Below are 21,988 nucleotides of genomic sequence, written 5' to 3' on the forward strand. Positions count from 1 at the left end.
ACCGTCGCTCCCGACGGGACCTCTCCGCGGCGACCGGACAGGGGGACTTGACTCACGGTCGTAGGCTGAGGACATGGAGTTCAGATATCTCGGAAACAGCGGTCTGAAGATCTCGGAGATCACGTACGGCAACTGGCTCACCCACGGTTCCCAGGTCGAGAACGACATCGCCACGCAGTGCGTCCATGCCGCGCTCGACGCCGGCATCTCGACCTTCGACACCGCCGACGTCTACGCGAACACGGCGGCCGAGCAGGTCCTCGGCGATGCGCTGGCCGGCCAGCGTCGCGAGTCGCTCGAGATCTTCACGAAGGTCTACTTCCCCACCGGCCCCAAGGGCCACAACGACACCGGACTGTCACGCAAGCACATCATGGAGTCGATCAACGGGTCGCTCACCAGACTCGGCACCGACTACGTCGACCTCTACCAGGCCCACCGGTACGACTACGAGACGCCGCTCGAGGAGACGATGCAGGCCTTCGCCGACATCGTCCGCGCAGGCAAGGCGCTCTACATCGGGGTGAGCGAGTGGAACGCCGATCAGCTGCGTGCGGCGCACTACCTCGCCCGTGACCTCGGGATCCAGCTCATCTCGAACCAGCCGCAGTACAACATGCTCTGGCGGGTCATCGAGGAGCGGGTGGTGCCGACGTCGAAGGAGCTCGGCATCTCTCAGATCGTGTGGTCGCCGATCGCGCAGGGCGTGCTCACCGGCAAATACAAGGTCGGGCAGCCGGCCCCCGCGGGCTCACGGGCGACCGATGAGAAGGGCGGGGCCGACATGATCTCCCGCTACATGAACGACGAGACGCTCACCGCGGTCGCGAAGCTCGAGCCGATCGCCTCCGACCTCGGGCTGACGATGGGTCAGCTCGCGATCGCGTGGGTGCTCGCCAACGACAACGTCGCCACAGCCCTCGTCGGGGCGTCACGTCCCGAGCAGGTCGAGTCGAATGCGGCCGCCGCCGGGGTCAGACTCGACGCCGAGGTGCTCGCCCGAATCGATGAAGCCCTCGGTGATCTCCCCGAGACCGATCCCGCGAAGACCCAGTCCCCGCCCACCCGCATCGTCTGAGGGCGGTCCCTTCCCCGCCGAGGCGGCTCTGCCGGGCCGTCAGTACGGAAGTCCCGTGAACCGGTCGATCCTCGGGTTCTTCGGCTCGACCGGTTCGACGATGTGGGAGGTCGCGCACGCGGTGAGGACGCCGGCGGGCAGGCCCAGGGCGAGCGCGAAGAGCAGGGCCGACCACTCATACGCGCCGATGTAGTCACCCGGACCCTGGATGATCATTCCGAGGATGTTCAGGGCGACGAGCACGGAGACGAGACCGAGGCCGAAGCAGCAGAGCACCGCGCCGACTCGACTGCGCAGCCGAGGGGCCGCCAGACGCACCGCGAACTCCGCTGGGATGCCCATGACCAGACCGAGTACTCCCCCGAATGCGGTGCTCACAACGAGCATGACGATCTGCCCGGGGTCGAACTCGAGAACGACAAGCGAGATGATGAGGCCGCTCGCGGCGCCGATCCCCGCGGTCAGAAGCACGAACCTGCCGAAGGAGAGCCGCTTGCGAAAAGTCGGAGTCATACCGTCACTCTCTCACGGTCGGTCGTCTCCGTGTCGCGCGGCCAGATCCTCGCTGAGTCCGCGCACGAGCGCTCGTGCCTCGGGCGGGTCGAGGATCTCGATGTGGTCAGCGAACTGGATGAGCTGGCGCACCCCGTCGACCTCGTCGTAGCCGACGGTGATCTTCAGCCCCTGCCGACCCGAATCGTCCGCGCCCCGGCCATAGGCGTCGAATGGTTCGACGCTGAGCAGTCGGCTCCCGAGGATCCGCCGGGCGAGGTCCTCGGTCGCCGTGTCGAGGAGCGCGGTGACGACGACGTCGCGTCGCTGTTCGAGCGCTGAGACGAGGTTGGCAGCCACCTCGGCGAGGGGAGCGCTCGACCGGACCTCCTTCGACTCATCGAGCTCGCGCCACGATTCGAGGCGGGTGAGAGCGAACATCCTCGGGCGCGCGTCGACCTCGGCGATGAGGTACCAGCGCCCGCCGCGGGAGTAGAGGCCGTGAGGATCGACGATGAGGCGCTCGGCATCCGTGCGGCCGCTCGTCCGATACCAGAGGGAGAGACGGTGCCCGCGACGGAGCGCGTCGAGGAGCGATCCGGCCTCGATCGCCCGCTCGGCGTCGAACCAACCCGCGGTGTCGATGGCGACGAGGTCGCTCAGCCCCGGCGACGGACCGTCGGCAGCGGTGCCCCCAGTCCCCGGAGTTCCCGGCCACGGCGCCCGGGTCGAGAGCTTCCGTGCGGCGCTGCGGGTGTGGGCCTCGAGACCCAGCTCGCGCGCACGGGCGACATCGAGGCCGACGAGACCGAGCGCCTCCGTCTCCCTGTCGGAGAGTCGGGCGACGTCGACGTCGGCGGCATAGACGAGCGAGATCCCGCCGTAGCGGCCGCGTTCGGCGACGACGGGGACGTCCGCCTCGGCGAGGGCGTCGATGTCGCGGAGGATGGTGCGCTTGGAGACGGCGAACTGCCCGGCGAGATCGGCCGCCGTCGTCCGCCTGCCTGACTGGAGCACGGTGAGGATCGCGAGGAGTCTCTGCGGGCGCTCCATCGCAGCTCCTCACAATTTCTCGACGACCACACCCAAAGATGACATGGACTGTCACCTTCTGCTGTCACTGTAGTCGGGTCAGCACAGGCATACCAGCAGAGGAGGCAGCCATGCCCACCCCGAACCTCTTCCTCGTCTACGTCACCGACGTCGAGGCCGCGACCGCGTTCTACTCCGACCTTTTCGACATGTCGCCGGCGATGGTCACACCCCGCTATGTCCCCTTCGAGGTCGCCCCGGGTGTCCTCTTCGCCGTGTGGAGCGGGGGCGCCGAGGCGATCACCCGGGCCGGAGCCCGCACCTCCGAGGTCGGACTCATGGTTCCCGGATCCGCTGAGGCGGTCGACGCGGTCTTCGCCGAATGGACGGGCAAGGGCGTCGACGTCGTCGAGGAACCCCACGACGACGTCTTCGGCCGTACCTTCGTCATCGCCGACCCCGACGGCAATCTCATCCGCGTCTCGCCCGTCGACTGAGCTGCGCGTCTACTTGTAGAAGCCCTCGCGGAGGTTGATGCCGTACTCGACCCAGGCCTTGAGCGCGGCGAGCATCCCGGTCCAGCCCATCGAGTTGCCGAAGGCGCCCTCGGCTCCCCCGACGGTCGTCTCCCACGCCTTCTCGGTGATCGTCACCAGGGTCCTGGTCCCGTCGTCGACGGGGGTGAACTCGAAGGTCGTCTCCGTCTTCGGCGCGGTCGTATGCCCGTTGCCCTCCCACGCGATGACGATCCGCTCGTCGGGCACGGCCTCGATGACGTCGACGGGGAACCGGCCGGGGAAGTCCGCAAAGTCCCAGCTCACCTCGGCGCCCTTCTCGAGGCGCCCGCGGGCGCCGCCGGTCGTGAAGTACTTCGAGAGCTGCTCGGGATCGGCGACGGCCTCATAGGTCTCGTGCGGCGTCTTCGAGATGTACCCGGTGACGGTGAAGGAGAGCTCCTCCAGCTGCGCACTCTTGTCGTTCTGCTCATCATTCATGTGATATTTTTATCACATGTCGGTCGGGAAGGGAACAGGTGCGCAGTCGGAAGGTTACGGCTCGGACGCCGATGCCCGCGACGACGCCGTGTTCAAGGCGCTCGCGAACGCCACCCGCCGCCGCATCCTCGACCTCCTCCGAGCAGAGCCGATGACGACAGGCGCCGTCGCCGAGGCCTTCCCCGAACTCGACCGCACCACCGTGCTCCAGCACATCCGCGTCCTCGAACGCGCCGAACTGCTCACCGGCCGCAGGGTCGGCAAGACGCGCGTGCTCGCGCTCGCACCGCTGCCGATCAAGCGCATCCACGACCGCTGGATCGGCGACTACGCACGGGCGGCCGTCGACATGCTCGCGATGCTCGACGATGAGGGGACCGCGACCAGCCCCGACTGAGACTGCCCGGCTCGGCCGAGCACGGCGGTCATGCTCGGGGTCGCTCAACTGATCGGTCAGGCACCGCCGTCCTCGCGCGCTGGCCGATCGCAGCACCCGCGGTCAGCGGCTCGTTCGACGGTTCACCGCGAGCCACGAGACGAGACCGGCGAGGACGAGCACTCCCGTGCACAGCAGGAACGTCGCCGTGTCCCCGAGGTAGGTGAACCCGAGTCCCCCGGTGACGCCGGCGATGCCGAGGCCGATGTCGAAGCTCATGTTCCATGCGACGCTCGCCCGCCCAGGTGTCCGGGCGGTGATGAAGGCCATGACGAGGCTCGCCGACTGCAGGGTGCCGAGCCCGAGGCCGACGATCGCCATCGCGATCCCGAGCACGACTCCCGCCCCGCTGACCGCGGTGACGGTGAGCCCGATGGCGGCCATCCCGACGCCGAGGAGGCTCAGGCCCAGCGGTGAGCGCGCATCGGCGACGGCGCCGGCGGCGAACCTGCCGATGACCGAGCACACCTGCATGATGAGGATGTAGACCGCAGGATGGGCGACGTCGCGGCCCGGCCCGAACCCGACGATGAGGCCGAAGGTGATCATGCCGACGAGGAACGGGGCGAGCATGATGAGGAGACGCAGCGCCCCGCGCTCGCGCGACGACGTCGACGAGCCGACGGCCTCCGCGCTGCCGGTTGCCTCCGCGCTGCCGGTTGCCTCCGCGCTGCCGGTTGCCTCCGCGCTGCCGGTTGCCTCGGCGTCCCGGGCCGCCTCCGCAAGCGCGGCCGCGTCGGGCTCGGTGCCCTCGGCGCGCGGCACCGCCCCGGGGCCCGACGAACTGCCACCGCGGCGACGATCATCGTGCGGTTCGTCGCCGCGCAGACCCTGCCCGTGCGGCCCGCCCCGATCGACCTCGTCACCGGGCACCGCCTCGGCGGGTGGGGAGGGGTGAGTGCGCCCGGGCAGGAACCGCACGAGCGTCGGCACCGCAAGCAGAAGCGTCCCGCACGCGATGAGCCGGAACGACCGCTCGGGAACGACGCCGATGAGCCACAGCCCGACCGGTGCCCCGATGGCCGCGGCGAGCGAGGTCACCCCGCCGAAGATCCCCAGCGCCCGACCGAGCCTGTCCGCCGACACGGTCCCCGGCACCGCGGCATTGGCGAGGACGACGAAGAGCCCGAAGCCCATGCCCCCGCTGATCCCGGCGAGGACGAGACTGAGCAGAGGAGGACCGACGACGAGCCCGAGCACCTGACCGAGCAGCTGCAGACCGAGGGCGACGAGGAGGGCCGCCCGCATCCCGAGCCGCTCCCCCAGCCTCGGGGCGAACGGCTGGACGGCGATGACGCCGACCATCATCGTTGTCAGCGCCGCCCCGCCGGTGACGGTCGAGAGGCCGTCGGCGACGCCGATCGAGACCATCGTCGAATAGCTGAGGAAGAACCCGGAGAATCCGAACATCGCCGACCACACCAACCCCAACAGCGCGGGGGTCAGGGTGCGAGCGTCATCGGATCGGAGTGCCATAGTCGGACCTTACCGCCCATCCTCGCCGAGGCGGCCCCACGTCTCACATCGCCCGAGGTCAAGTGCCCTTCCGCGCATGCTCAGAGGCCTCCCGCCCGTGGTCAGGAGCGCTCCCGTCCGTGGTCGATCCCGGATCCGCTGCCGTTCACCGAGGGGCCCTCGACGTTCTGTAGAATCGCGGCATGACCTCGTCGCAGCATCCCGAGAACGCGTCCTCCGGCCTCATCGACACAGGTTTCGTCCTCCGCTTCGAACCGCTCTACGAACTCTCCGACCTCGAAGCCGAGATCTTCGACGACATCGCCCCGAAGGTCGTGCGCAGGGAGGGCTACAAGCGCAAGAACTTTCTCAAGGTCGTCGAATGGAAGGCCGTGGCCGTGCTGCCGACCGCCCAAGAGCTCTCCGGCGACGACATTGACTATGTCACCGGGGTCGCCCTCGACGACGACACCCCGAACCATCTGCGCCTGCCCTTCCTCAAGGTCCTGCCCGGGGTCGGCAATCCCCTCGCCAGCGCCCTGCTCACCGTCTTCGACCCGAAGAAGTACTCGATCCTCGACTCCCGCGCCGTCGGGGTCCTCCACGGCCACGGTCTCCTCGAGACCCCCAACCCGAGCAGGGTCGACTACACGGCTTACCGGAAGCTCATGAAGTCCCTCGCCAAAGGGGCGAACTGCGCCCCGCTCGACCTCTACCGGGCTCTCATCGCCTACTCCCGCCAGCCGCAGGGCTGATAGGAGCGCAGGATTGACACGGCTGGCCGACGGCACGGGCCAGCGCACGATTCGAGGCGCGGCTGGCCGACGGCACGGAACACTGCAGGGCCCGAGGCGCACTCAGAGGACGCCCTGCTCGGCGAGCGCCGGGACGACGCGATCACGAGTGAGCGGGGCGAACTGCCGCTCGGCGGTGTCGGCGGGCATCGGATCGTAGGGGAACCAGCCTGCCGCAGCGATCTCCGCCTGATGGCTGATCTCGTCGATGCTCAGCCCAACCGGAAGACCCTCGTAGCGGAACACATCGCCGATGACCCGGTGATCGGCTTCGTTCGCAGCCGCTGCGGTGAACGTGCCCACGGGGATGAGCCTCTCCGGGTCGAGGTCGAGCCCGAGCTCCTCGGCGATCTCCCGGATGATCGTCGCCTCAGGGCTCTCGCCGGTCTCGGGCTTGCCGCCGGGGAGCATGAACGACGTGGTACCGGTCTTGCGCACCATGAGGATCTCGGGTCGTTCGGGATGGGTGAGAACGAGGGCGCTGACGCGGATGTCCTTCATCGGTTCCTTTCGGGCTCAGGTGGTGCGGGCTTCGTCGCGGGGTTCGGCACGGTCGCGGGCGGGCGAGGTTTCGGCACGGCCGCGGGCTGGCCGGGTTCGGGCAGGGTCGCGGGCGACCCGAGCGCAGGATTGTCAGTTCGGCCAGACCCCGGAGGCACCTCGGCGGTGGGAGCCGATGAGGTGCGTGTCCACCATACCGATGGCCTCCATGAGGGCGTACATCGTCGTCGGTCCGACGAAGCGGAATCCCCGATTCTTCAGCGCCTTCGACAGGGCCACGGACTCCGGTGCGGTGGTCGGCACCTCGGCGACCGTCGCCGGCCGGGGAGTGTCCTCGGGCTGGAAGCCCCAGATGAAGTCGACGATCCCGCCGTCGGCGCGCAGGTCGACGATCGCCCGCGCATTGCCGATGCACGCCTCGATCTTCCCGCGGTGGCGGATGATGCCGGGGTCGGTGAGCAGCGCTTCGATCTCGGTCTCGCCGAAGCCGGCGACCGCCTCGGCGTCGAAGCCTGCGAACACCTCACGGAAACGCTCACGTTTGCGCAGAATCGTCAGCCATGAGAGCCCCGCCTGGAAGCCCTCGAGGCTGAGCCGCTCGAAGAGCCCGGACTCGTCACGGACCGGCAGACCCCATTCGGTGTCGTAGTACGTCAGCAGCAGCGGATCGCCGTAGGCCCACGGGGTGCGGGCGAGGCCGTCCTCGCCGACGATGGGACCGCCACGAGTCGCAGTGCCGTCCACAGCAGTGTCATCCACAGTCGCGCCTCCGCCGGAGGCCGCGCCTTCGCCGTCAGTCGTCGGGGTCGCCGAACGCTCCGCCATCCTCAGTCCAGTCCCCTCAGTCCGTTCCGCCGGTGATGTTCTCCTGCATCTGGAGGAACTCGACGTGGCGTTCGTACTTGTCGAGAACGTCGTCGATGAGCTGGTCCTTCGTGTAGCCCATGATGTCGTAGCCCTGACCGGCACCGCCGTCGAGGTAGACCTCCATCCGGTAGTAGTCCTCGGTTCCGCGCGGCACCCGGCCGCCGAATGAGGGCACGCTGACCTTGTGCGGCCACACCTGGTAGCGGAACGGGTACTGCCCCTCACCGTCGACTTCGAGTTCGACGAGGTCGCCCTCGTCGTCGAAGCGTCCCTCGTTGTCGACGCGACCACAGCGGGCGGAGATTCCCCGCTCCCGCATCTCGGCCGCGATCTCGCCGAGGGTGGGAATGAGCACGGACTGCTCGTAGTCGCGGACCTTGCTGCCGCTGGGGAACGCGAGGACGCGGGAGAGCTGCTTCTTCCACGTCTCGTGTCCGCGGGTCGACCGGCGGGCGAGCGAACCGGAGAGGCTCTGCTCGACGCTGTCGACGCGGTTGCCCTCGACCCGCAGCGCCTTGTAGAGGCCGATCATGACGAGGATGATGACGAAGGCGAACGGCAGGCCCATGATCACCGTCGCGCTCTGCAGGGCGCCGATGCCGCCGACGATGAGCATCGCGACGGTGAGCGCGCCGGTGAGCACGGCCCAGAAGATCCGCAGACTCGCCCGCCCGTCGTCCTGCGGGGTGGGCAGGAACGAGGAGAGGTTGGCCATGACGAGGGCAGCGGAGTCCGCTGAGGTGACGTAGAAGAGCAGCGCCGTCATCGTCGCGAGTGCAGCGATGACGATGAACGCCGGATACTGGGCGAGGAGTTCGTAGAAGCCGCCCTCCGGGTTGAGCATCGTCTGCTCCCCGAACTCGCGGTTGCCGCCGCGGATGATGTCGAGAGCGGAGTTCCCGTAGATCGAGATCCACATGAAGATGTAGATGAACGGGATCGTCAAGGTGCCGATGACGAACTGGCGGATCGTGCGTCCGCGGGAGATGCGGGCGAGGAAGAGGCCGACGAACGATGCCCAGGCGATCCACCAGGCCCAGAAGAACAGGGTCCAGTCGGTCATCCATGTTCCCGTGTCCTCGAAGGCGAAGGTCTGCCCGACCATGTTCGGGAAGAGGCGGACGAAGTCGGCGACATTGAGGACGAAGGCATTGAGGAGGAACTTCGTATTCCCGGCCACGAGCACCCAGATGCTCAGCGCGATCGCGGCGAAGACGTTGAGCAGGGAGAGGAACTTGATGCCCTTGTCGACGCCGGAGACCGCCGAGAGTGTCGCGACGCCGACACCGACGACGACGATGGCGACCTGCGCGGCGGTGCTCACGGGCAGACCGACGATGACGCCCAGGCCGACGTTGACCATGACGACGCCGATGCCGAGCGAGGTCGCCACGCCGAAGATCGTCCCGAGGAGGGCGGCGAAGTCGACTGTGTCGCCGAGGGCGCCCTGGACGCGCTTGCCGAAGATCGGGGCGAGCGCCGAGCGGATCGCCAGGGGCATGTTCATCCGGTAGGCGAAGTACGCGAGGGCGATGCCCATGAGTGCGTAGAGCCCCCAACCGCTGAGCCCGTAGTGGAAGAGCGTCCACACCGTGGCCTCACGGGCCGCATCGACGGTCTCGGGTTCCGTGCTCGGCGGCTGGAGGTACTGGGTGACGGGTTCGGCGACGGCGAAGAACATGAGGTCGGTGCTGATGCCGGCGGCGAAGAGCATCGCCGCCCACGGCAGCAGGCCGAACTCCGGCTTCGAGTGTTCGGGGCCGAGCTTCGTCGAGCCGTAGCGGGAGGCGGCGAGGTAGATGACGAAGACGAGGACGACGGCGACGAGGAGGACGTAGAACCAGCCGAACCAGTCCGAGGTCCACCCGACGACGGCACCGAGGACCGCCTGCGCGTTGGCCGGGGCGAAGAACGCCCAGACGGTGATGGCCAGGGTGCCGACCGCCGCCGAGATGAAGACGCGCTTGTTCACGGGCGGCAGCCGCTTCGCCCTGCCCTTCGCGTCGTCCGTGGATTGCTGCGTCTGTGCTGACATCTGCTCGCTCCCTCGTCCGGCGCTGGAGCGCCCCGACATGTCGTTGATCTCAGTGCTCTGGCCCATCGAAGCACCCTGACCGGGCGCTGGGGTGGGAACCGCCTGCGTCTTCGTGGGCAACCAACGATGCAGGCTACCATATCGTAGTTTTCAGTAGCCCTCCCTGCCGTGACGCGCCTGAGTCCGCTCGGAGCCGCAGCGGAGTCTCAGAGAGAGACGAGGAGGAGGGCGAGCGCCATGACGACTCCCGACCCGAGGAACGTGATGAATGTGTAGCCGAGGATGTCGCGCATCTTCAGCCCGGCGATCGCGAGCACCGGCAGCGCCCAGAACGGCTGGAGCATGTTCGTCCACTGGTCGCCGTAGGACACGGCCATGATCGCGATCGACGGATCGACGCCGAGCTGGTTGGCCGCGTCGAGCATGATCGGGCCCTGGACGGCGAACTGTCCCCCGCCGGAGGGGACGAAGAAGTTGACGAGCCCGGCCGAGAGCAGGGCGAGGACGCCGAAGGAGACGGGGGTGGCGATCGAGACGAATGCATCGGAGAAGACGGCGATGAGTCCGGTTCCGCTCATGATGCCGAGGATGCCGGCGTAGAGCGGGAACTGGAGGAGGATCTCTCCGACGTTCGAGGCCGCGTTCTTCGTCAGGTGGATGAGTTCGAAGGGGTTCTTCACCAGCAGGAGGATGAGCGCGAGGAACGACCAGTTGACGATGTCGAGGGTGAGTCCGCCGCCCTGGGCGAAGTGGACGACGAGATAGGCGACGAGGGCGAGACCGAGGACGAGGGTGAGGACGCGGGAGGCGTCGATCCGGTCGGCGGGGGTGAGCACCTCCTCGGCGAAGGAGGACCGGGTCGTCGGATCGACGGCCTCGGGCATCTCGAAGACCGTGGCCCCGCCTTTGGGAGCGATGAGGTAGAAGAGGAGGCTGCAGACGATGAGGACGCCGAGGATGGCGAGCAGGTTCCAGGTGGAAAAGATCGTCTCGCTCACCGACACGATCTCCCCGCCGAGGGATTCGGCGAGGAACGAGTCCGGGGTCGCTGCGGTGAGCGGACCCGACCCGGAATAGCCCATGTGCCACACGACCATGCCCGAGTAGCCGGCGGCGACGAGGAGGGGGAAGTGGACTTTGATCCCGCGCTGCCTGGCCTGCACGGCGACCTCACGGGCGAGCAGCGCGCCGACGACGAGACCGAGACCCCACGTAATGAGGCTGGCGATCGCCGCGACGAGGAAGACGAAGACGTAGGCGAACGCCGGACTGCCGGGCACCTGGGCGAGGCGGGAGAGCAGCGCCTGGACGGGGCCGGTGTTCGCGAGGATGTGGCCGAGGAGGAGGATGAGGCACATCTGGGTCATGAACTCGAGGAGACCCGAGAGGCCCACACCCCAGCTGGTGACGACTTCGAGCGGACTCGCCCCGGTGAGGACGAAGGCGAGGACGGCGACGATGAGGGTGAGGACGATGGCGAAGGTGAGAGCCGAGGGGATCCACCGTTCGAGGAACCGGTTGATCGGGCGCATCACCCCTGAGGAGGCGGCGGCGTTGATCTGCGACGACGGAGTGGGGGCCGGCATGGGAACCTCCTGCTGGGAAAGTGCTGTGCGTCACATCAGGATACAGTGAGGGCGTCGTCCGCGGTTGCGGACGACGCCCCCTTGTGGCCGAGTCTGAGTGGCCGGGTGCCGGTGATCAGCTGTCCTTCTGGAAGACGAGCTGCTTGTTGACGAACTCGTCCATCGCCAGGGGGCCGAGCTCACGGCCGACGCCGGAGCGCTTGACGCCGCCGAAGGGCAGGTATTCGCGGGATCCCTCGGGCGAGTTGATGAAGACCATGCCGGAGTCGATCTGCGCCCCGACCCGCTCGGCGCGCTCGACGTCGCCGGAGAAGACCGCGGCGCCGAGGCCGAACGGGGTGTCGTTGGCGAGCTCGACCGCCTCCTCCTCGCTGCCGACCCGGTAGACGATGACGGCGGGGCCGAAGAGCTCCTCGTAGTAGCCGCGCATGCCCTTCTCGACGTCGGCGAGGACGACGGGTTCGACGTAGGCTCCACCCCCGTCGTACTTCTTCCCGCCGGCGAGCAGGGTCGCGCCCTGGCTGACGGTGTCCTGGACCTGCTCGATGAATCTGTCGGCGGCGGCGACCGAGGACAGCGGGGACAGGCGCGAGCCCTCCTCCCCGGGCACCTCCGGGGTGGCCTTCTTCGCCGCCTCGGTAATCGAGGTGAGGAACTCATCGTAGACGTCGTCCATGACGATCATCCGCTTCGGCGAGTTGCAGGCCTGGCCCGTATTGCCCATGCGCGTGTTGAAGAACGTCTTCGCGCTCTTCGCGACATCGGCGGTGTCGAGGAGGATGTAGGGGTCGGAGCCGCCGAGTTCGAGGACGACCTTCTTGAGGTTCTTCCCCGCCTCGGCGGCCACCGCGGCACCGGCCCTCTCCGACCCGGTCAGGGACACACCCTGGTTGCGGGGGTCGGGGAGGATGATGTCGGCGACCTGCTCGTTGCTCGCGTAGATGTTGATGTACGCGCCCTCGGGCAGACCCGCCTCACGGAAGATCTCCTCCATGATCTGCGCCGAGCGCGGACACTGCGGGGCGTGCTTGAGGAGGATCGTGTTCCCGAGCGCGAGGTTCGGGGCGGCGAAGCGGGCGACCTGGTAGTAGGGGAAGTTCCACGGCATGATGCCGAGCAGGGAGCCCACGGGCTTGCGCCGGATCCACGCGGTCCCATCCTCGGGTCCGCGCAGCGGTTCGTCGGCCATGAACGCCTCGGCGTTGTCGGCGAAGTACCGGTAGATGTTCGAGCTCAGGGCCACCTCGCCCTTGCCCTCGGGCACCGCCTTGCCCATCTCGAGCTTGATCACCTCGGCGAGCTCCTCGGCGCGGTCGGCGTAGATGTCGGCGACCCGGGTGAGCAGTGCGGCACGCTCGGCGACCGGGGTCCGGCTCCACTCCGCGAACGCCGTCGACGACCGGTCGAGGGCGGCGAGGATCTCCGCATCGGAGGCGGTGGGGAACTCTTCGACGACCTCACCGGTCGCCGGGTCGGTCACACGGTAGATGGTGGACATGACTCTCCTCGTCTCTGCTGTCAGCCTGTTCTCCTCTCACGCTATGGCCGATCCCCTGCCGCGGCAATTCCCGCACCCTCCCAATTCCCTGACCCTTCCGCTCTTCCCACTCGGCGCGCGACTGCTAGGTTGTGGTCATGACTGCAGTGAGAGAACTCGTCGAGCGCTACTACACGACTGTCGACGCCGGCGATCCCGTCGCCACCGCGGCGCTCTTCGCCGCCGATGCCAGCTACGACCGCCCCGGCTATCCGACGATGGTCGGCCAGGCGATCACGGACTTCTACCTCGGGGAGCGGGTCATCGAATCCGGGGCCCACGAGCTCGGCGAGATCCTCGTCGAAGGCACGCATGCCGCCAGTCGCGGGGTCTTCGCCGGGCGCCTCAAGGACGGATCGGAGACCCGGGTCGGATTCGCCGACTTCTTCCGCTTCGACGAGCAGGGACTCATCAGCGAACGGACGACGTACTTCTACCAGGCCGCCGTCTGAGGCTCACTCCTCCTGGCCGCGCGCAGTGAGCACGGCGCGTTGGATGCGGTCGCGTTCGGCCGCGTCCTCTGTGCTCGGGCTCGTCCCGTAGGCGTCCTCGACCTGCCCGAACACCTCCTCCAGCGCCTCGTCCCCGAGTTCGAGCGGCAACGGGTCGAGACCGGTGAGGGAGGGACCGATGTGGGCCATGAATCCGCGGATCCCCGCCTCTCCCCCGCCGAGGTGCATGCCAGCGAACTGCCCCACCGCCGCCCACCGCAGCCCGAGCGAGTTCCGCATCACCGCATCGAGTTCGCCCGCCGTGACGACCCCGTTCTCGACGAGGGCGATCGCCTCCTTCATCAGCGCAGCCTGCAGACGGTTGCCGACGAAGCCCGGCACCTCGCGGCGCAGCACCACCGGCTCCCGCCCGCAGCTGCGGTAGAACCCGACGGTACGGGCGACCGTGTCCGCGCTCGTGGTCGGCGCGGGAACGACCTCGACGAGCGGCATGAGGTGGGGCGGGTTGAAGGGGTGGCCGACGATGACCCGGGCGGCCGCCTCGGCGGGGAGATCCGATGCGAGGTGCGAGGCGGGGATCGTCGACGACGAGGTCGCGAAGACCGCCGTCGACGGTGCCGCCTCGGCGAGGCGGGCGAAGAGCCGGGGCTTCTCCTCCGGGTCCTCGGGTCCGGACTCCTGGACGAATCCCGCCGAGGCGACCGCCGCCTCGAGCGAATCCGCGGCCTCGACGGAGCCGGTCCGTCGCCGCTCGGCGGCGATGCCCGACCCGACGAGGTCGGGGTCATCGGAGCCGGCGTCGGCGGCTTCGGCGCGGGCATCGGTCGCGACCTCGGCACGGACGCCGGCCACCACCTCGGCGAGGTCGCCCCGCGGATCCCACACGGTGACGTCGTACCCGGAGACAGCGAAGAGGCGGGCGAAGGAGCGGCCGATGGTGCCGGCCCCGATGACGGCGACGGAGGGCTGAGGATCAGTCATGGGATCAGGCTATACCTGCCCACGGGCCTGCGGCGGGGACGAAAAATCGCCTCGTCGGCGGCTGTGACCGAGACGTTCGGTGGCACAATGTCACCATGACAGCGCGCGCAGGACTGAGAACGGTCGACTCGGAGATCATCGCCCTCGCCGAGGACGAGTCCACGGCCGCTGCCGAGGCCGCAGGCGTCGTCGTCCGGGAGCTGCACACAGCGGCCGAAGCCGCCGAGGCCTCCCTCCTCCTCGACGAGGTGTGGAACGTCGACAAGACGGGCACGAACATCCTCGAACCCGGCCTCATCGTCGCCTTCGCCCACGCCGGCAACTACGTCTCCGCCGCGTACAGCGCCGATGACCCCGACGAGATGATCGGGGTGACGATCGGGTTCTTCGGACAGCCGCTGGGCACGATCATGCACTCCCACATCGCCGGGGTCCGCCACGAGCACGTCGGCCACGGCGCGGGGTCGGCGATGAAGCTCCACCAGCGCCTGTGGTGCCTGCGCCTGGGCATCACGGAGATGACGTGGACCTTCGATCCGCTCATCGCCCGCAACGCCTACTTCAACTTCCAGCGCCTCGGTGTGAGCATGGTCGAATACCTCGAGGACTTCTACGGGCAGATGCGCGACGGCCTCAACGAAGGTCAGGCGAGCGACCGGATGATGGTCTCGTGGCCGCTCGACCGGCCCGCGAGGGTGCCCGCCGTCGCCGCCGACACCGCGTTCGCGTGCCTGCGCGCCGACGAGTCCGGCGAACCGCTCGTCTCCGAGGTCCCGCGGGAGGCCGCCGTCGTCTCCCTCGACTTCCCCTCGGACATCGAGAGCCTCCGCCGCCATGACGCCGAGCTCGCCGCCCGCTGGCGTCTTGCCCTGCGCGAATCGCTCACCGCGCTCATCGCCGACGGCTGGGTCGTCGACACGTGCCTCAAAGGCGGGACGTACCTCCTCCACCACCCGTAAGAGCCGGGACGTCGGTGCGGCAGCACCGCCCGTGACGTCGCAGCGTCCGTGACGCCGCACCCGTGAGCCCGACGTCCGTGACGCCCGCCTGCGCGTTCACCTCCGCGACACCTTCGCGCACTTGACTGGGCGCAGGCAGTTCACCGGATGACGAGGAGCAGAGATGAGCGACCGAGAGGTGAGCAGGCGGCACCCGGGCACCGTCGGCGAGGTCTTCCGCATCTTCCTCCGCCTCGGGCTGACCTCCTTCGGCGGGCCCGTCGCCCACCTCGGGTACTTCCGTGAGGCGTTCGTCGCCCGCCGGAAATGGCTCGACGACGATGCCTACGCCGATCTCGTCGCCCTCTGCCAGTTCCTCCCCGGACCCGCCTCGAGCCAGGTGGGCATGGCCATCGGCCTGCAGCGCGCCGGCTACGGGGGTCTGCTCGCCGCCTGGTTCGCCTTCACCATGCCCTCGGCCGTGCTCCTCGTCGCCTTCGCCTACGGCTTCGACGCGCTCGGGGATGCGCTCGGCACCGGCTGGCTCGCAGGGGTCAAGGCTGCCGCCGTCGCCATCGTCGCCGGCGCAGTGCTCGGCATGGCGAAGTCGCTCACCCCCGATGCCCGGCGCGCGACGATCGCCGGGCTGGCAGCGATCATCGTCCTCCTCATCCCGTCACCGGCGATCCAGCTCCTCGCGATCGCCGTCGGCGCAGCGCTCGGGCTCGCATGGGTGCGCACCCCGGACACTGCGGGTCCGGCGTCGCAGCCCTCCCCCGCCGAGGCGGACGCTGCCGGGGCCTCGTCTGCCGACTCTTCGTCCTCCGCTGCCACCGCCGACGCCGCCCCCACCGGGTTCCGGGTCCCGGTCTCCCGCCGCGCCGGGGCTGCGGCGCTCACCGTCTGCGCCGCGCTCCTTCTCGTCCTTCCCGCACTCTCCGCCCTCACCGGTGATCCGGCAGTGCGCTTGGCCGAGATCTTCTCGCGGGCGGGAGCGCTCGTCTTCGGCGGCGGGCACGTCGTCCTCCCCCTCCTCGAGACCGAGACGGTGCGGACCGGACTCGTCGACCACGACACGTTCCTCGCCGGCTACGGTGCCGCTCAGGCCGTTCCCGGCCCGCTCTTCACCTTCGCCGCGTTCCTCGGAGCCTCGACGATCTCGGGTCCCTCAGGCATCCTCGGGGCGAGCATCGCCCTCATCGCGATCTTCCTGCCTGCGGCGCTGCTGACGATCGGTGCACTGCCCTTCTGGCAGCGTCTCCACTCCTCCGTCCACGCCAGGCGGGCCCTCCTCGGGGTCAACGCCGCCGTCGTCGGTCTCCTCGGGGCCGCACTCTTCGATCCCGTCTTCATCGAGGGCGTGACCTCACCGGCGACCCTGGCGATCGCGATCGCCGCGTTCATCGCGCTCACCCGCTGGAACGTGCCCGCATGGGCGGTCGTCCTCACCGCCGCCCTCATCGGGTGGATCGCCCTGTGAGCCCCAGCCTCTGCGGTGCGGTTCCCGGCCGCCTCACCGCCGCACCCGGGCTGCTCAGGCCCGGGTGAGGTCGAGGGCGAACTCGACGACGCCTGCGTCCTCGACGGAGACGAATCCGAGGTCGGGAGCGGTGACACCGTGGTCCTGCCAGGTGACGTCGATCGCCCCGACCACGCGCAGGCCGGCATCAGTGCGGGTCACGGTGCCCTGGGCAGTCGTCTCTCGGCTCTGCCCGTTGATGTCGAGGGTCCCGGGGATCTCGATCTCCGCGGTTCCGGAGTCGGCGAGCGCGGTGAGGTCGACCGCCTCGGCGACGGTGAAGGTCGCCTCCGGATTCGCCGAGGTGTCGATGGCCCGGGAGGTGAAGTAGCCGTCCCGGCGGGAGCTGTCGGTGGTCACGGTGCGCAGGTCGACGGTGACCGTGCCCGCAGTGAGCTCGGAGCCGTCGATCGTCACCTCTCTGGTGACGTCGTCGGTGCGCCCGACGACGGTGACGTCCTCTCCGTTGAGGACCTCGTCGACGCGGTAGCCGGCCTCCGAACCCTCGCCGATCGACCACTGTCCGGCGATCGCGTCGGCCGAGCCCGAGGACTGCCCGGGGGTGGTCGCCTCGGCGACGTCCTCGCTGAGGAACTCCTCGGGAGCGGCGGCGTTCTGCGAGGAGACGTACATCCGTGTGGCGACGATCGCGGCGACGGTCGCGAGGACGGCGGCGATCGCGATGATCCACACGAGCGGGCGGGCGAAGAACGGGCGGGAATTCGTCATGAGTCGATGGTACAAAGTTCAACTACACCTGCGGAACCCTTTCCGTCCTGCCGAATCCCTGGACAGTCCCCGTCCGAATGCGGAGAATCCCTGAGGATGACTCCTCAGGGATTCTCCGGCTGCGGAGCGCGCCTACGCCTCGGCGCCCTCCCATTCCTTCCGGAGCAGCTTCTTGTCCAGCTTGCCCACCGAGGTGCGCGGGAGCTCGTCGGTGACGATGATCTCGTCGGGCAGCTGCCACTTCGCGAACCGGTCGCCGAGGACCTCGACGATCTTCTCCCGGGTCACCTCGGCGCCGTCTTCGGCGACGACATAGGCGACGGGGCGCTCCTGCCACTTCTCGTCAGGGACGCCGATGACGGCGGCCTCCTTGACGCTCGTGCAGTCGAGGATCGCGTTCTCCATGTCGATCGAGGAGATCCACTCGCCACCGGACTTGATGACGTCCTTGAGGCGGTCGGTGAGCTTGAGGTAGCCGTTGGGGTAGATGACCCCGACGTCGCCCGAACGCCACCAGCCGTCGAGGAACCGCTCGGAGTTGTCCGGCAGCTGGAAGTAGGACTCGGTGACCCACGGGCCGCGCATGAGGACCTCGCCCATCGACTTCCCGTCACGCGGCAGCTCCTCACCGGTGGGGTCGACGACCTTGACCTCGACGCCGATGATCGGCAGCCCCTGGAAGCGCTTGAAGTCCCAGCGCTCCTCTTCGTCCATGTCGAGGCCCGGTTTGATGTGCCAGTTCGTCGTCGCCAATGGGGTCGTCTCGGTGGCGCCGTAGCCGTGGATGACATCGGCCCCGGTGATCTCCTTGAACCCGCGCATCATCGACAGCGGCGGCTCTGAGGAGCCGGAGACGAGGCGGACGCCTGAGAGGTCCGGCGGCTGCGGCATGTCCTTCATCATCGCGAGCATCGGGGCGAAGATCGCCGGCGCGCCGTTGGCCAGCGTCACCTTCTCCTCGATGAAGGCCCGGGCGATCGCTCCGAACTCCTCGGCGGCGAACTTGCCCGGCAGGACGAGCTTCGCCCCGGCGGCGACGGCGTTCTGCGGGAAGCCCCACGAGAGGACGTGGAACATCGGGGTGATCGGCATGACCGTGTCGTTGAACGTCGCGCCGAGGGCCGCGAGGCCGCCGATCGTGTGGAGGTAGATCGACCGGTGCGAGTAGTACACGCCCTTGGGTCGCCCGGTCGTGCCGGTCGTGTAGCCGGCGTACGCGGCGGTCTTCTCATCGACGACGGGCCAGTCGTAGGTTTCGGGCTTGTCCTTGATGAGGTCCTCGTAGAAGACGACGTTGTCCAGACTCGTCTCGATCTCGCTCGCGGGCTTGTCGGTCATGACGACCCAGCCCTTGACGTCGAGCTTCGGGGCGAGCTTCTCCGCCACGGGCAGGAGGGTCTCGTCGACGAAGATCCAATCGGACTTCGAGTGGCTGACGACGTAGGCGAGGTCCTCGGGTGCGAGGCGGAGGTTGAGCTGGAGCATCGTCGCGGCCAGGCCGGGAACGGCGAAGTAGAGTTCGAAGTGGCGGCGGGAGTTCCAGTCGAGGACGCCGACCATGGAGCCGGCACCGACGCCGAGTTCGCTCAGGCCGTGGGCGAGTTGGGCCATACGCCGGAATTCCTCGGCGTAGTCCGACCGTCCCCACGAGCCGTCGGAACGGCGGTAGACGACTTCCTGTTCGCCGAAGACCGTGGCGGCATGGCGGATCATCGAAGTGGTGTTGAGCTGGTAGCTGTCGCCGAGGGTCGACGGGATGCCAGTGAGCATGAGACTCCTTTGTTCGTTCACTCGTGGGTCGGTTCGGGTAGGGGCGGTGGAGGTCGAGCGGCCTATTCGCCGACGAACCTCGGGGTGCGTTTCTCGATGAAGGCCGACACCCCCTCGGCGAAGTCGCGGGTGCCTCGCAGGTACGTCTGGTCGGCGGATTCGCGGGCGAAGGCGTCGTCGAGGGCGGTCAGACTCGCCTGGTTGATCGCCGCCTTCGAGCGGGAGAAGGCGAGCGGCGCACCCTGCGCCCACTGGCCGGCGAGCTGCTGGGCGCGGTCGAGCTGGGTGCCGGCGGGGACGACCTCGCTCGCGAGTCCCCAGTCGAGGGCCTCAGGCGCCCACACCTTCTGCGCGGTCAGCGCCATCTTCATCGCCCGATGCCGGCCCGCCGAGGCGGCGACGAGGGCCGTCGCCCCGCCGTCGGGCATGAGGCCGATCTTCGCGAAGGCGAGCATGAGGTAGGACTCCTCGCTCATGATGACGTAGTCGCACGCGAGCGCGAGCGAGCAGCCGATTCCGGCGGCCGGGCCCGAGACCGCGGCGATCGTGGGGACGCTGACGTCGACGAGCGAGCGGATGATCGCGTTCGCATCGTCAAGGTCGAGGCTGACGTCGTCCGTGCCGGACTGGAGGTCCGCGCCCGAGCTGAACGCCCGGTCGCTGCCGGTGAGCACGATGGCCCTGGCCGATCCCGCCGCCTCGGCGACGGCGTCGCGCAGGGCGAGGAACGTCTCGCCGGTGAGCGCGTTGAGGGATTCGGGACGGTTGAACGCGATGGTCGCGACACCCGCGCTGTGATCGACGAGGACACTCGGAGGCACGGCGGCTCCTTCTGCTGCAGACGACGGATTCCCTGCCCTCAGCTTAACGCACGTTAAGTTGATCTGGGTCACACTTCGATCACTCCTGCTCCGTCGGTCAGGCAGTTCGGGTGAAGTCGTGCGGGAAACGGTGTCCGCGCTACCGCAGGGTCGCGCCGAGCTGCGCGGGCGTGAGCTCCCGATCGGCGAAGACGAGTCGCACAGCCGCGGGATCGGGGTTGCCGGCGTCCGGAGCGCGGTGTCGGAGCCGCAGGCCGACCTTCTCGGCGACCCTGGCCGAGGCCAAGTTGTGCTCGAGGAGGTAGGCAACGACCGGAAGCTCGGGGTCGACCTCCCGCGCGCGGTCGATGGCCAGCAGCGAGACGGCTGTGGCCAGGCCCCTCCCCTGCGCTTCGGGGGAGAACCGGTAGCCGAGGTTCCAGAAGGAGTCGGGTCCTTTCGGCTCCGCCTCTGTGCCCCCGCGCAGGCTGCACCCGCAGAAGCCGACGATCGGACCCGACGCCCTCTCACGGACCATCCACATCTCGAGGCCGTCGCGCTCCCACCGGAGGATGCGCCGCCCCAGGGTCGCAGCGGCGTCCGCGCGTCGGGTCACCCGTCCGGACGGGAAGTGCGTCCACACCCGCGGGTCACGCTCGATCGCGAAGATCTCGTCGACGTCGTCGAGGGTCGGCCGGTCGAGCACGAAGTCCGCGGTGACGATCTCAGGCATTGGCCTGTGCATCCCGGTGGGACGACGATTCCGCCCCGGTCCCAGGGCTCGCGGCCTTGGTCCCGGTCGCCGCTGTGATCGCGGCATCGAGGTCGGCCCAGAGGTCGTCGACATGCTCGATGCCGACGCTGAGCCGGAGCAGGCCCTCGGGCACCGTCTCCCGCTCCGAGGCGTGCCGACGCCTGCGTTCGATGAGCGATTCGACGCCGCCCAGGGAGGTCGCGGGCGTCCACAGGCGCACCGCCTCGGCGATGGCGGTCGCGGTCTGCGCGGAGTCGACGGCGAAGGCGACGATCGCCCCGAACCCGGACATCTGCGCGGCCGCGCGCGCATGGCCGGGATCGGTCGACAGCCCGGGGTAGCGGACCTCGAGGACACCAGCGCGCTCGCTCAGCCGCTCGGCGATGGTCTGCGCGTTGGCCTGCGCGCGGTCGAGTCGGACGGAGAGCGTGCGCATTCCGCGCAGGGCGAGCCACACCTCGAAGGGACCCGCGATCGCTCCGCGCATCGCCCGCTCGGCGAGCAGCGTCTCCCGCAGGCCCGGGTCGCCCACGAGCACCGCGCCGAGGACGACATCCGAATGCCCGGCGAGGTACTTCGTCACCGAATGGACGACGATGTCGGCGTCGAGGTCGAGCGGGGTCTGCAGGAGGGGTGTCGCGAAGGTGTTGTCGCAGGCCGTCAGGACACCCCGCTGCCGCGCTGCGGCGATGAGCGCGGGGACGTCGGCGACTTCGAGCATCGGGTTCGTCGGCGATTCGATCCACAGCATCGCCGAGCCGGCCGCCGGGTCGGTCGCGGTCGCGGGGTCGGTCGCGGTTGCTGTGTCGAGGGCGGCGATGACGGCCTCGGTGTCGGCGATGTCGACGCTGAGGACGGTGAACCCGCAGCGTGCGGCGAGTTCGTCGGCGGACTGGAGGGAGCCCTGGTAGGCGTGGCGGGGGATGATGAGCGTGCCGCCTGCCGGGACGAGGCTGAGGACGGCGGCGATCGCCGCCAGTCCCGAGCCGAAGACGAGTCCCGGCACCGGGGCGTGCTCGAGTTCGGCCAGCGCCTCCTCGAACGGGGTCCATGCCGGGGTGTCGAGGCGCCCGTATCCGAAGGGGGCATCGCCCATCCCTGTGGTGCCGATGAACGTCGAGGAGAGTTCGATGGGCGGGTTGACCGAAGCGCCGGGCACCCGCGGCGGGCGCGCGGCTTCGACGAGGACGGTCTCCGGGGAGTAGGCGGGCTCACGAGTCGTCATGTGCCCAATATA

At 68.9% G+C, this 21,988-nt stretch carries 22 protein-coding genes; 7 read left to right on the forward strand and 15 right to left on the reverse strand.

Features of this window, described 5'->3' with window-relative positions; translation table 11 throughout:
- Window positions 1–73 precede the first annotated feature (73 nt).
- Window positions 74–1,078, forward strand: coding sequence for an aldo/keto reductase family protein (locus AC0VYB_RS14455; RefSeq protein WP_063248884.1), 1,005 nt, complete (start codon window positions 74–76; stop codon window positions 1,076–1,078).
- A gap of 39 nt (window positions 1,079–1,117) precedes the next feature.
- Here AC0VYB_RS14455 and AC0VYB_RS14460 read toward each other — a convergent pair whose 3' ends face one another.
- Window positions 1,118–1,591, reverse strand: coding sequence for a hypothetical protein (locus AC0VYB_RS14460; protein ID WP_063248883.1), 474 nt, complete (start codon window positions 1,589–1,591; stop codon window positions 1,118–1,120).
- Window positions 1,592–1,603: 12 nt separating this feature from the next.
- Window positions 1,604–2,623: a helix-turn-helix transcriptional regulator gene (locus tag AC0VYB_RS14465; RefSeq protein WP_063248882.1), complete on the reverse strand. Its 1,020-nt coding sequence runs from the start codon at window positions 2,621–2,623 to the stop codon at window positions 1,604–1,606.
- Between the two features lie 110 nt (window positions 2,624–2,733).
- Between AC0VYB_RS14465 and AC0VYB_RS14470 the strand changes: the two genes are divergently transcribed.
- The gene (locus AC0VYB_RS14470) at window positions 2,734–3,099 is read left to right on the forward strand and encodes a VOC family protein (protein ID WP_063248881.1); all 366 of its coding nucleotides are present in this window, start codon (window positions 2,734–2,736) and stop codon (window positions 3,097–3,099) included.
- Between the two features lie 9 nt (window positions 3,100–3,108).
- Here AC0VYB_RS14470 and AC0VYB_RS14475 read toward each other — a convergent pair whose 3' ends face one another.
- The gene (locus tag AC0VYB_RS14475; protein ID WP_063248880.1) at window positions 3,109–3,597 is read right to left on the reverse strand and encodes an SRPBCC domain-containing protein; all 489 of its coding nucleotides are present in this window, start codon (window positions 3,595–3,597) and stop codon (window positions 3,109–3,111) included.
- Between the two features lie 16 nt (window positions 3,598–3,613).
- Here AC0VYB_RS14475 and AC0VYB_RS14480 point away from each other — a divergent pair, with 16 nt between their 5' ends.
- On the forward strand, window positions 3,614–3,994 hold the full coding sequence (locus tag AC0VYB_RS14480) for an ArsR/SmtB family transcription factor (protein WP_475384780.1): 381 nt from the start codon (window positions 3,614–3,616) through the stop codon (window positions 3,992–3,994).
- A gap of 102 nt (window positions 3,995–4,096) precedes the next feature.
- On the opposite strand, the gene AC0VYB_RS14485 is transcribed toward AC0VYB_RS14480, so the two are convergent.
- Window positions 4,097–5,509: an MFS transporter gene (locus AC0VYB_RS14485; RefSeq protein ID WP_475384781.1), complete on the reverse strand. Its 1,413-nt coding sequence runs from the start codon at window positions 5,507–5,509 to the stop codon at window positions 4,097–4,099.
- Window positions 5,510–5,691: 182 nt separating this feature from the next.
- On the opposite strand from AC0VYB_RS14485, the gene AC0VYB_RS14490 reads away from it, so the two are divergent.
- Entirely contained in the window at window positions 5,692–6,243 is a 552-nt protein-coding gene (locus AC0VYB_RS14490; RefSeq protein WP_009376380.1) for a hypothetical protein, read from the forward strand.
- A 102-nt stretch (window positions 6,244–6,345) separates the two neighbouring features.
- Here AC0VYB_RS14490 and AC0VYB_RS14495 read toward each other — a convergent pair whose 3' ends face one another.
- From AC0VYB_RS14495 to AC0VYB_RS14515, 5 genes are all read right to left on the reverse strand, one after another.
- Window positions 6,346–6,783 (reverse strand): NUDIX hydrolase, encoded by a 438-nt coding sequence (locus AC0VYB_RS14495; protein ID WP_009376381.1) that lies wholly within the window; start codon window positions 6,781–6,783, stop codon window positions 6,346–6,348.
- 132 nt (window positions 6,784–6,915) lie between these two features.
- Window positions 6,916–7,527 (reverse strand): DNA-3-methyladenine glycosylase I, encoded by a 612-nt coding sequence (locus AC0VYB_RS14500; protein WP_375544642.1) that lies wholly within the window; start codon window positions 7,525–7,527, stop codon window positions 6,916–6,918.
- 97 nt (window positions 7,528–7,624) lie between these two features.
- Entirely contained in the window at window positions 7,625–9,685 is a 2,061-nt protein-coding gene (gene betT, locus AC0VYB_RS14505) for a choline BCCT transporter BetT (RefSeq protein ID WP_259788369.1), read from the reverse strand.
- A gap of 206 nt (window positions 9,686–9,891) precedes the next feature.
- A complete protein-coding gene (locus AC0VYB_RS14510; RefSeq protein ID WP_259788367.1) occupies window positions 9,892–11,271 on the reverse strand; it encodes a short-chain fatty acid transporter in 1,380 nt (459 codons plus the stop codon).
- 115 nt (window positions 11,272–11,386) lie between these two features.
- A complete protein-coding gene (locus tag AC0VYB_RS14515; protein WP_095376275.1) occupies window positions 11,387–12,769 on the reverse strand; it encodes an NAD-dependent succinate-semialdehyde dehydrogenase in 1,383 nt (460 codons plus the stop codon).
- A 137-nt stretch (window positions 12,770–12,906) separates the two neighbouring features.
- Here AC0VYB_RS14515 and AC0VYB_RS14520 point away from each other — a divergent pair, with 137 nt between their 5' ends.
- Complete coding sequence (locus tag AC0VYB_RS14520; protein ID WP_259787734.1) at window positions 12,907–13,260, forward strand: nuclear transport factor 2 family protein; 354 nt, start codon at window positions 12,907–12,909, stop codon at window positions 13,258–13,260.
- 3 nt (window positions 13,261–13,263) lie between these two features.
- Here the strand turns inward: AC0VYB_RS14520 and AC0VYB_RS14525 are convergent, their stop codons facing one another.
- Complete coding sequence (locus AC0VYB_RS14525; protein WP_259787735.1) at window positions 13,264–14,241, reverse strand: 3-hydroxyacyl-CoA dehydrogenase NAD-binding domain-containing protein; 978 nt, start codon at window positions 14,239–14,241, stop codon at window positions 13,264–13,266.
- Between the two features lie 95 nt (window positions 14,242–14,336).
- On the opposite strand from AC0VYB_RS14525, the gene AC0VYB_RS14530 reads away from it, so the two are divergent.
- Entirely contained in the window at window positions 14,337–15,200 is an 864-nt protein-coding gene (locus tag AC0VYB_RS14530) for a hypothetical protein (RefSeq protein ID WP_259787736.1), read from the forward strand.
- A gap of 163 nt (window positions 15,201–15,363) precedes the next feature.
- On the forward strand, window positions 15,364–16,659 hold the full coding sequence (gene chrA, locus AC0VYB_RS14535) for a chromate efflux transporter (RefSeq protein WP_475384782.1): 1,296 nt from the start codon (window positions 15,364–15,366) through the stop codon (window positions 16,657–16,659).
- A 54-nt stretch (window positions 16,660–16,713) separates the two neighbouring features.
- Here the strand turns inward: chrA and AC0VYB_RS14540 are convergent, their stop codons facing one another.
- From AC0VYB_RS14540 to AC0VYB_RS14560, 5 genes are all read right to left on the reverse strand, one after another.
- Complete coding sequence (locus AC0VYB_RS14540) at window positions 16,714–17,427, reverse strand: YceI family protein (RefSeq protein WP_259787739.1); 714 nt, start codon at window positions 17,425–17,427, stop codon at window positions 16,714–16,716.
- Between the two features lie 132 nt (window positions 17,428–17,559).
- A complete protein-coding gene (locus tag AC0VYB_RS14545) occupies window positions 17,560–19,197 on the reverse strand; it encodes a long-chain-fatty-acid--CoA ligase (protein ID WP_009376391.1) in 1,638 nt (545 codons plus the stop codon).
- A gap of 62 nt (window positions 19,198–19,259) precedes the next feature.
- Window positions 19,260–20,018, reverse strand: a complete 759-nt coding sequence (locus AC0VYB_RS14550; RefSeq protein WP_259800848.1) for an enoyl-CoA hydratase — start codon at window positions 20,016–20,018, stop codon at window positions 19,260–19,262.
- Between the two features lie 139 nt (window positions 20,019–20,157).
- Window positions 20,158–20,730 carry a GNAT family N-acetyltransferase gene (locus tag AC0VYB_RS14555; RefSeq protein ID WP_259800849.1) on the reverse strand — a complete coding sequence of 191 codons (573 nt, stop codon included), beginning with the start codon at window positions 20,728–20,730 and terminating at the stop codon, window positions 20,158–20,160.
- Entirely contained in the window at window positions 20,723–21,976 is a 1,254-nt protein-coding gene (locus AC0VYB_RS14560) for a trans-sulfuration enzyme family protein (protein ID WP_475384783.1), read from the reverse strand. Before AC0VYB_RS14560 ends, AC0VYB_RS14555 begins: the two co-directional genes overlap by 8 nt.
- Window positions 21,977–21,988 lie beyond the last annotated feature (12 nt).

The sequence above is a fragment of the Brevibacterium sp. Z349TD_9 genome (genome assembly GCF_056173565.1).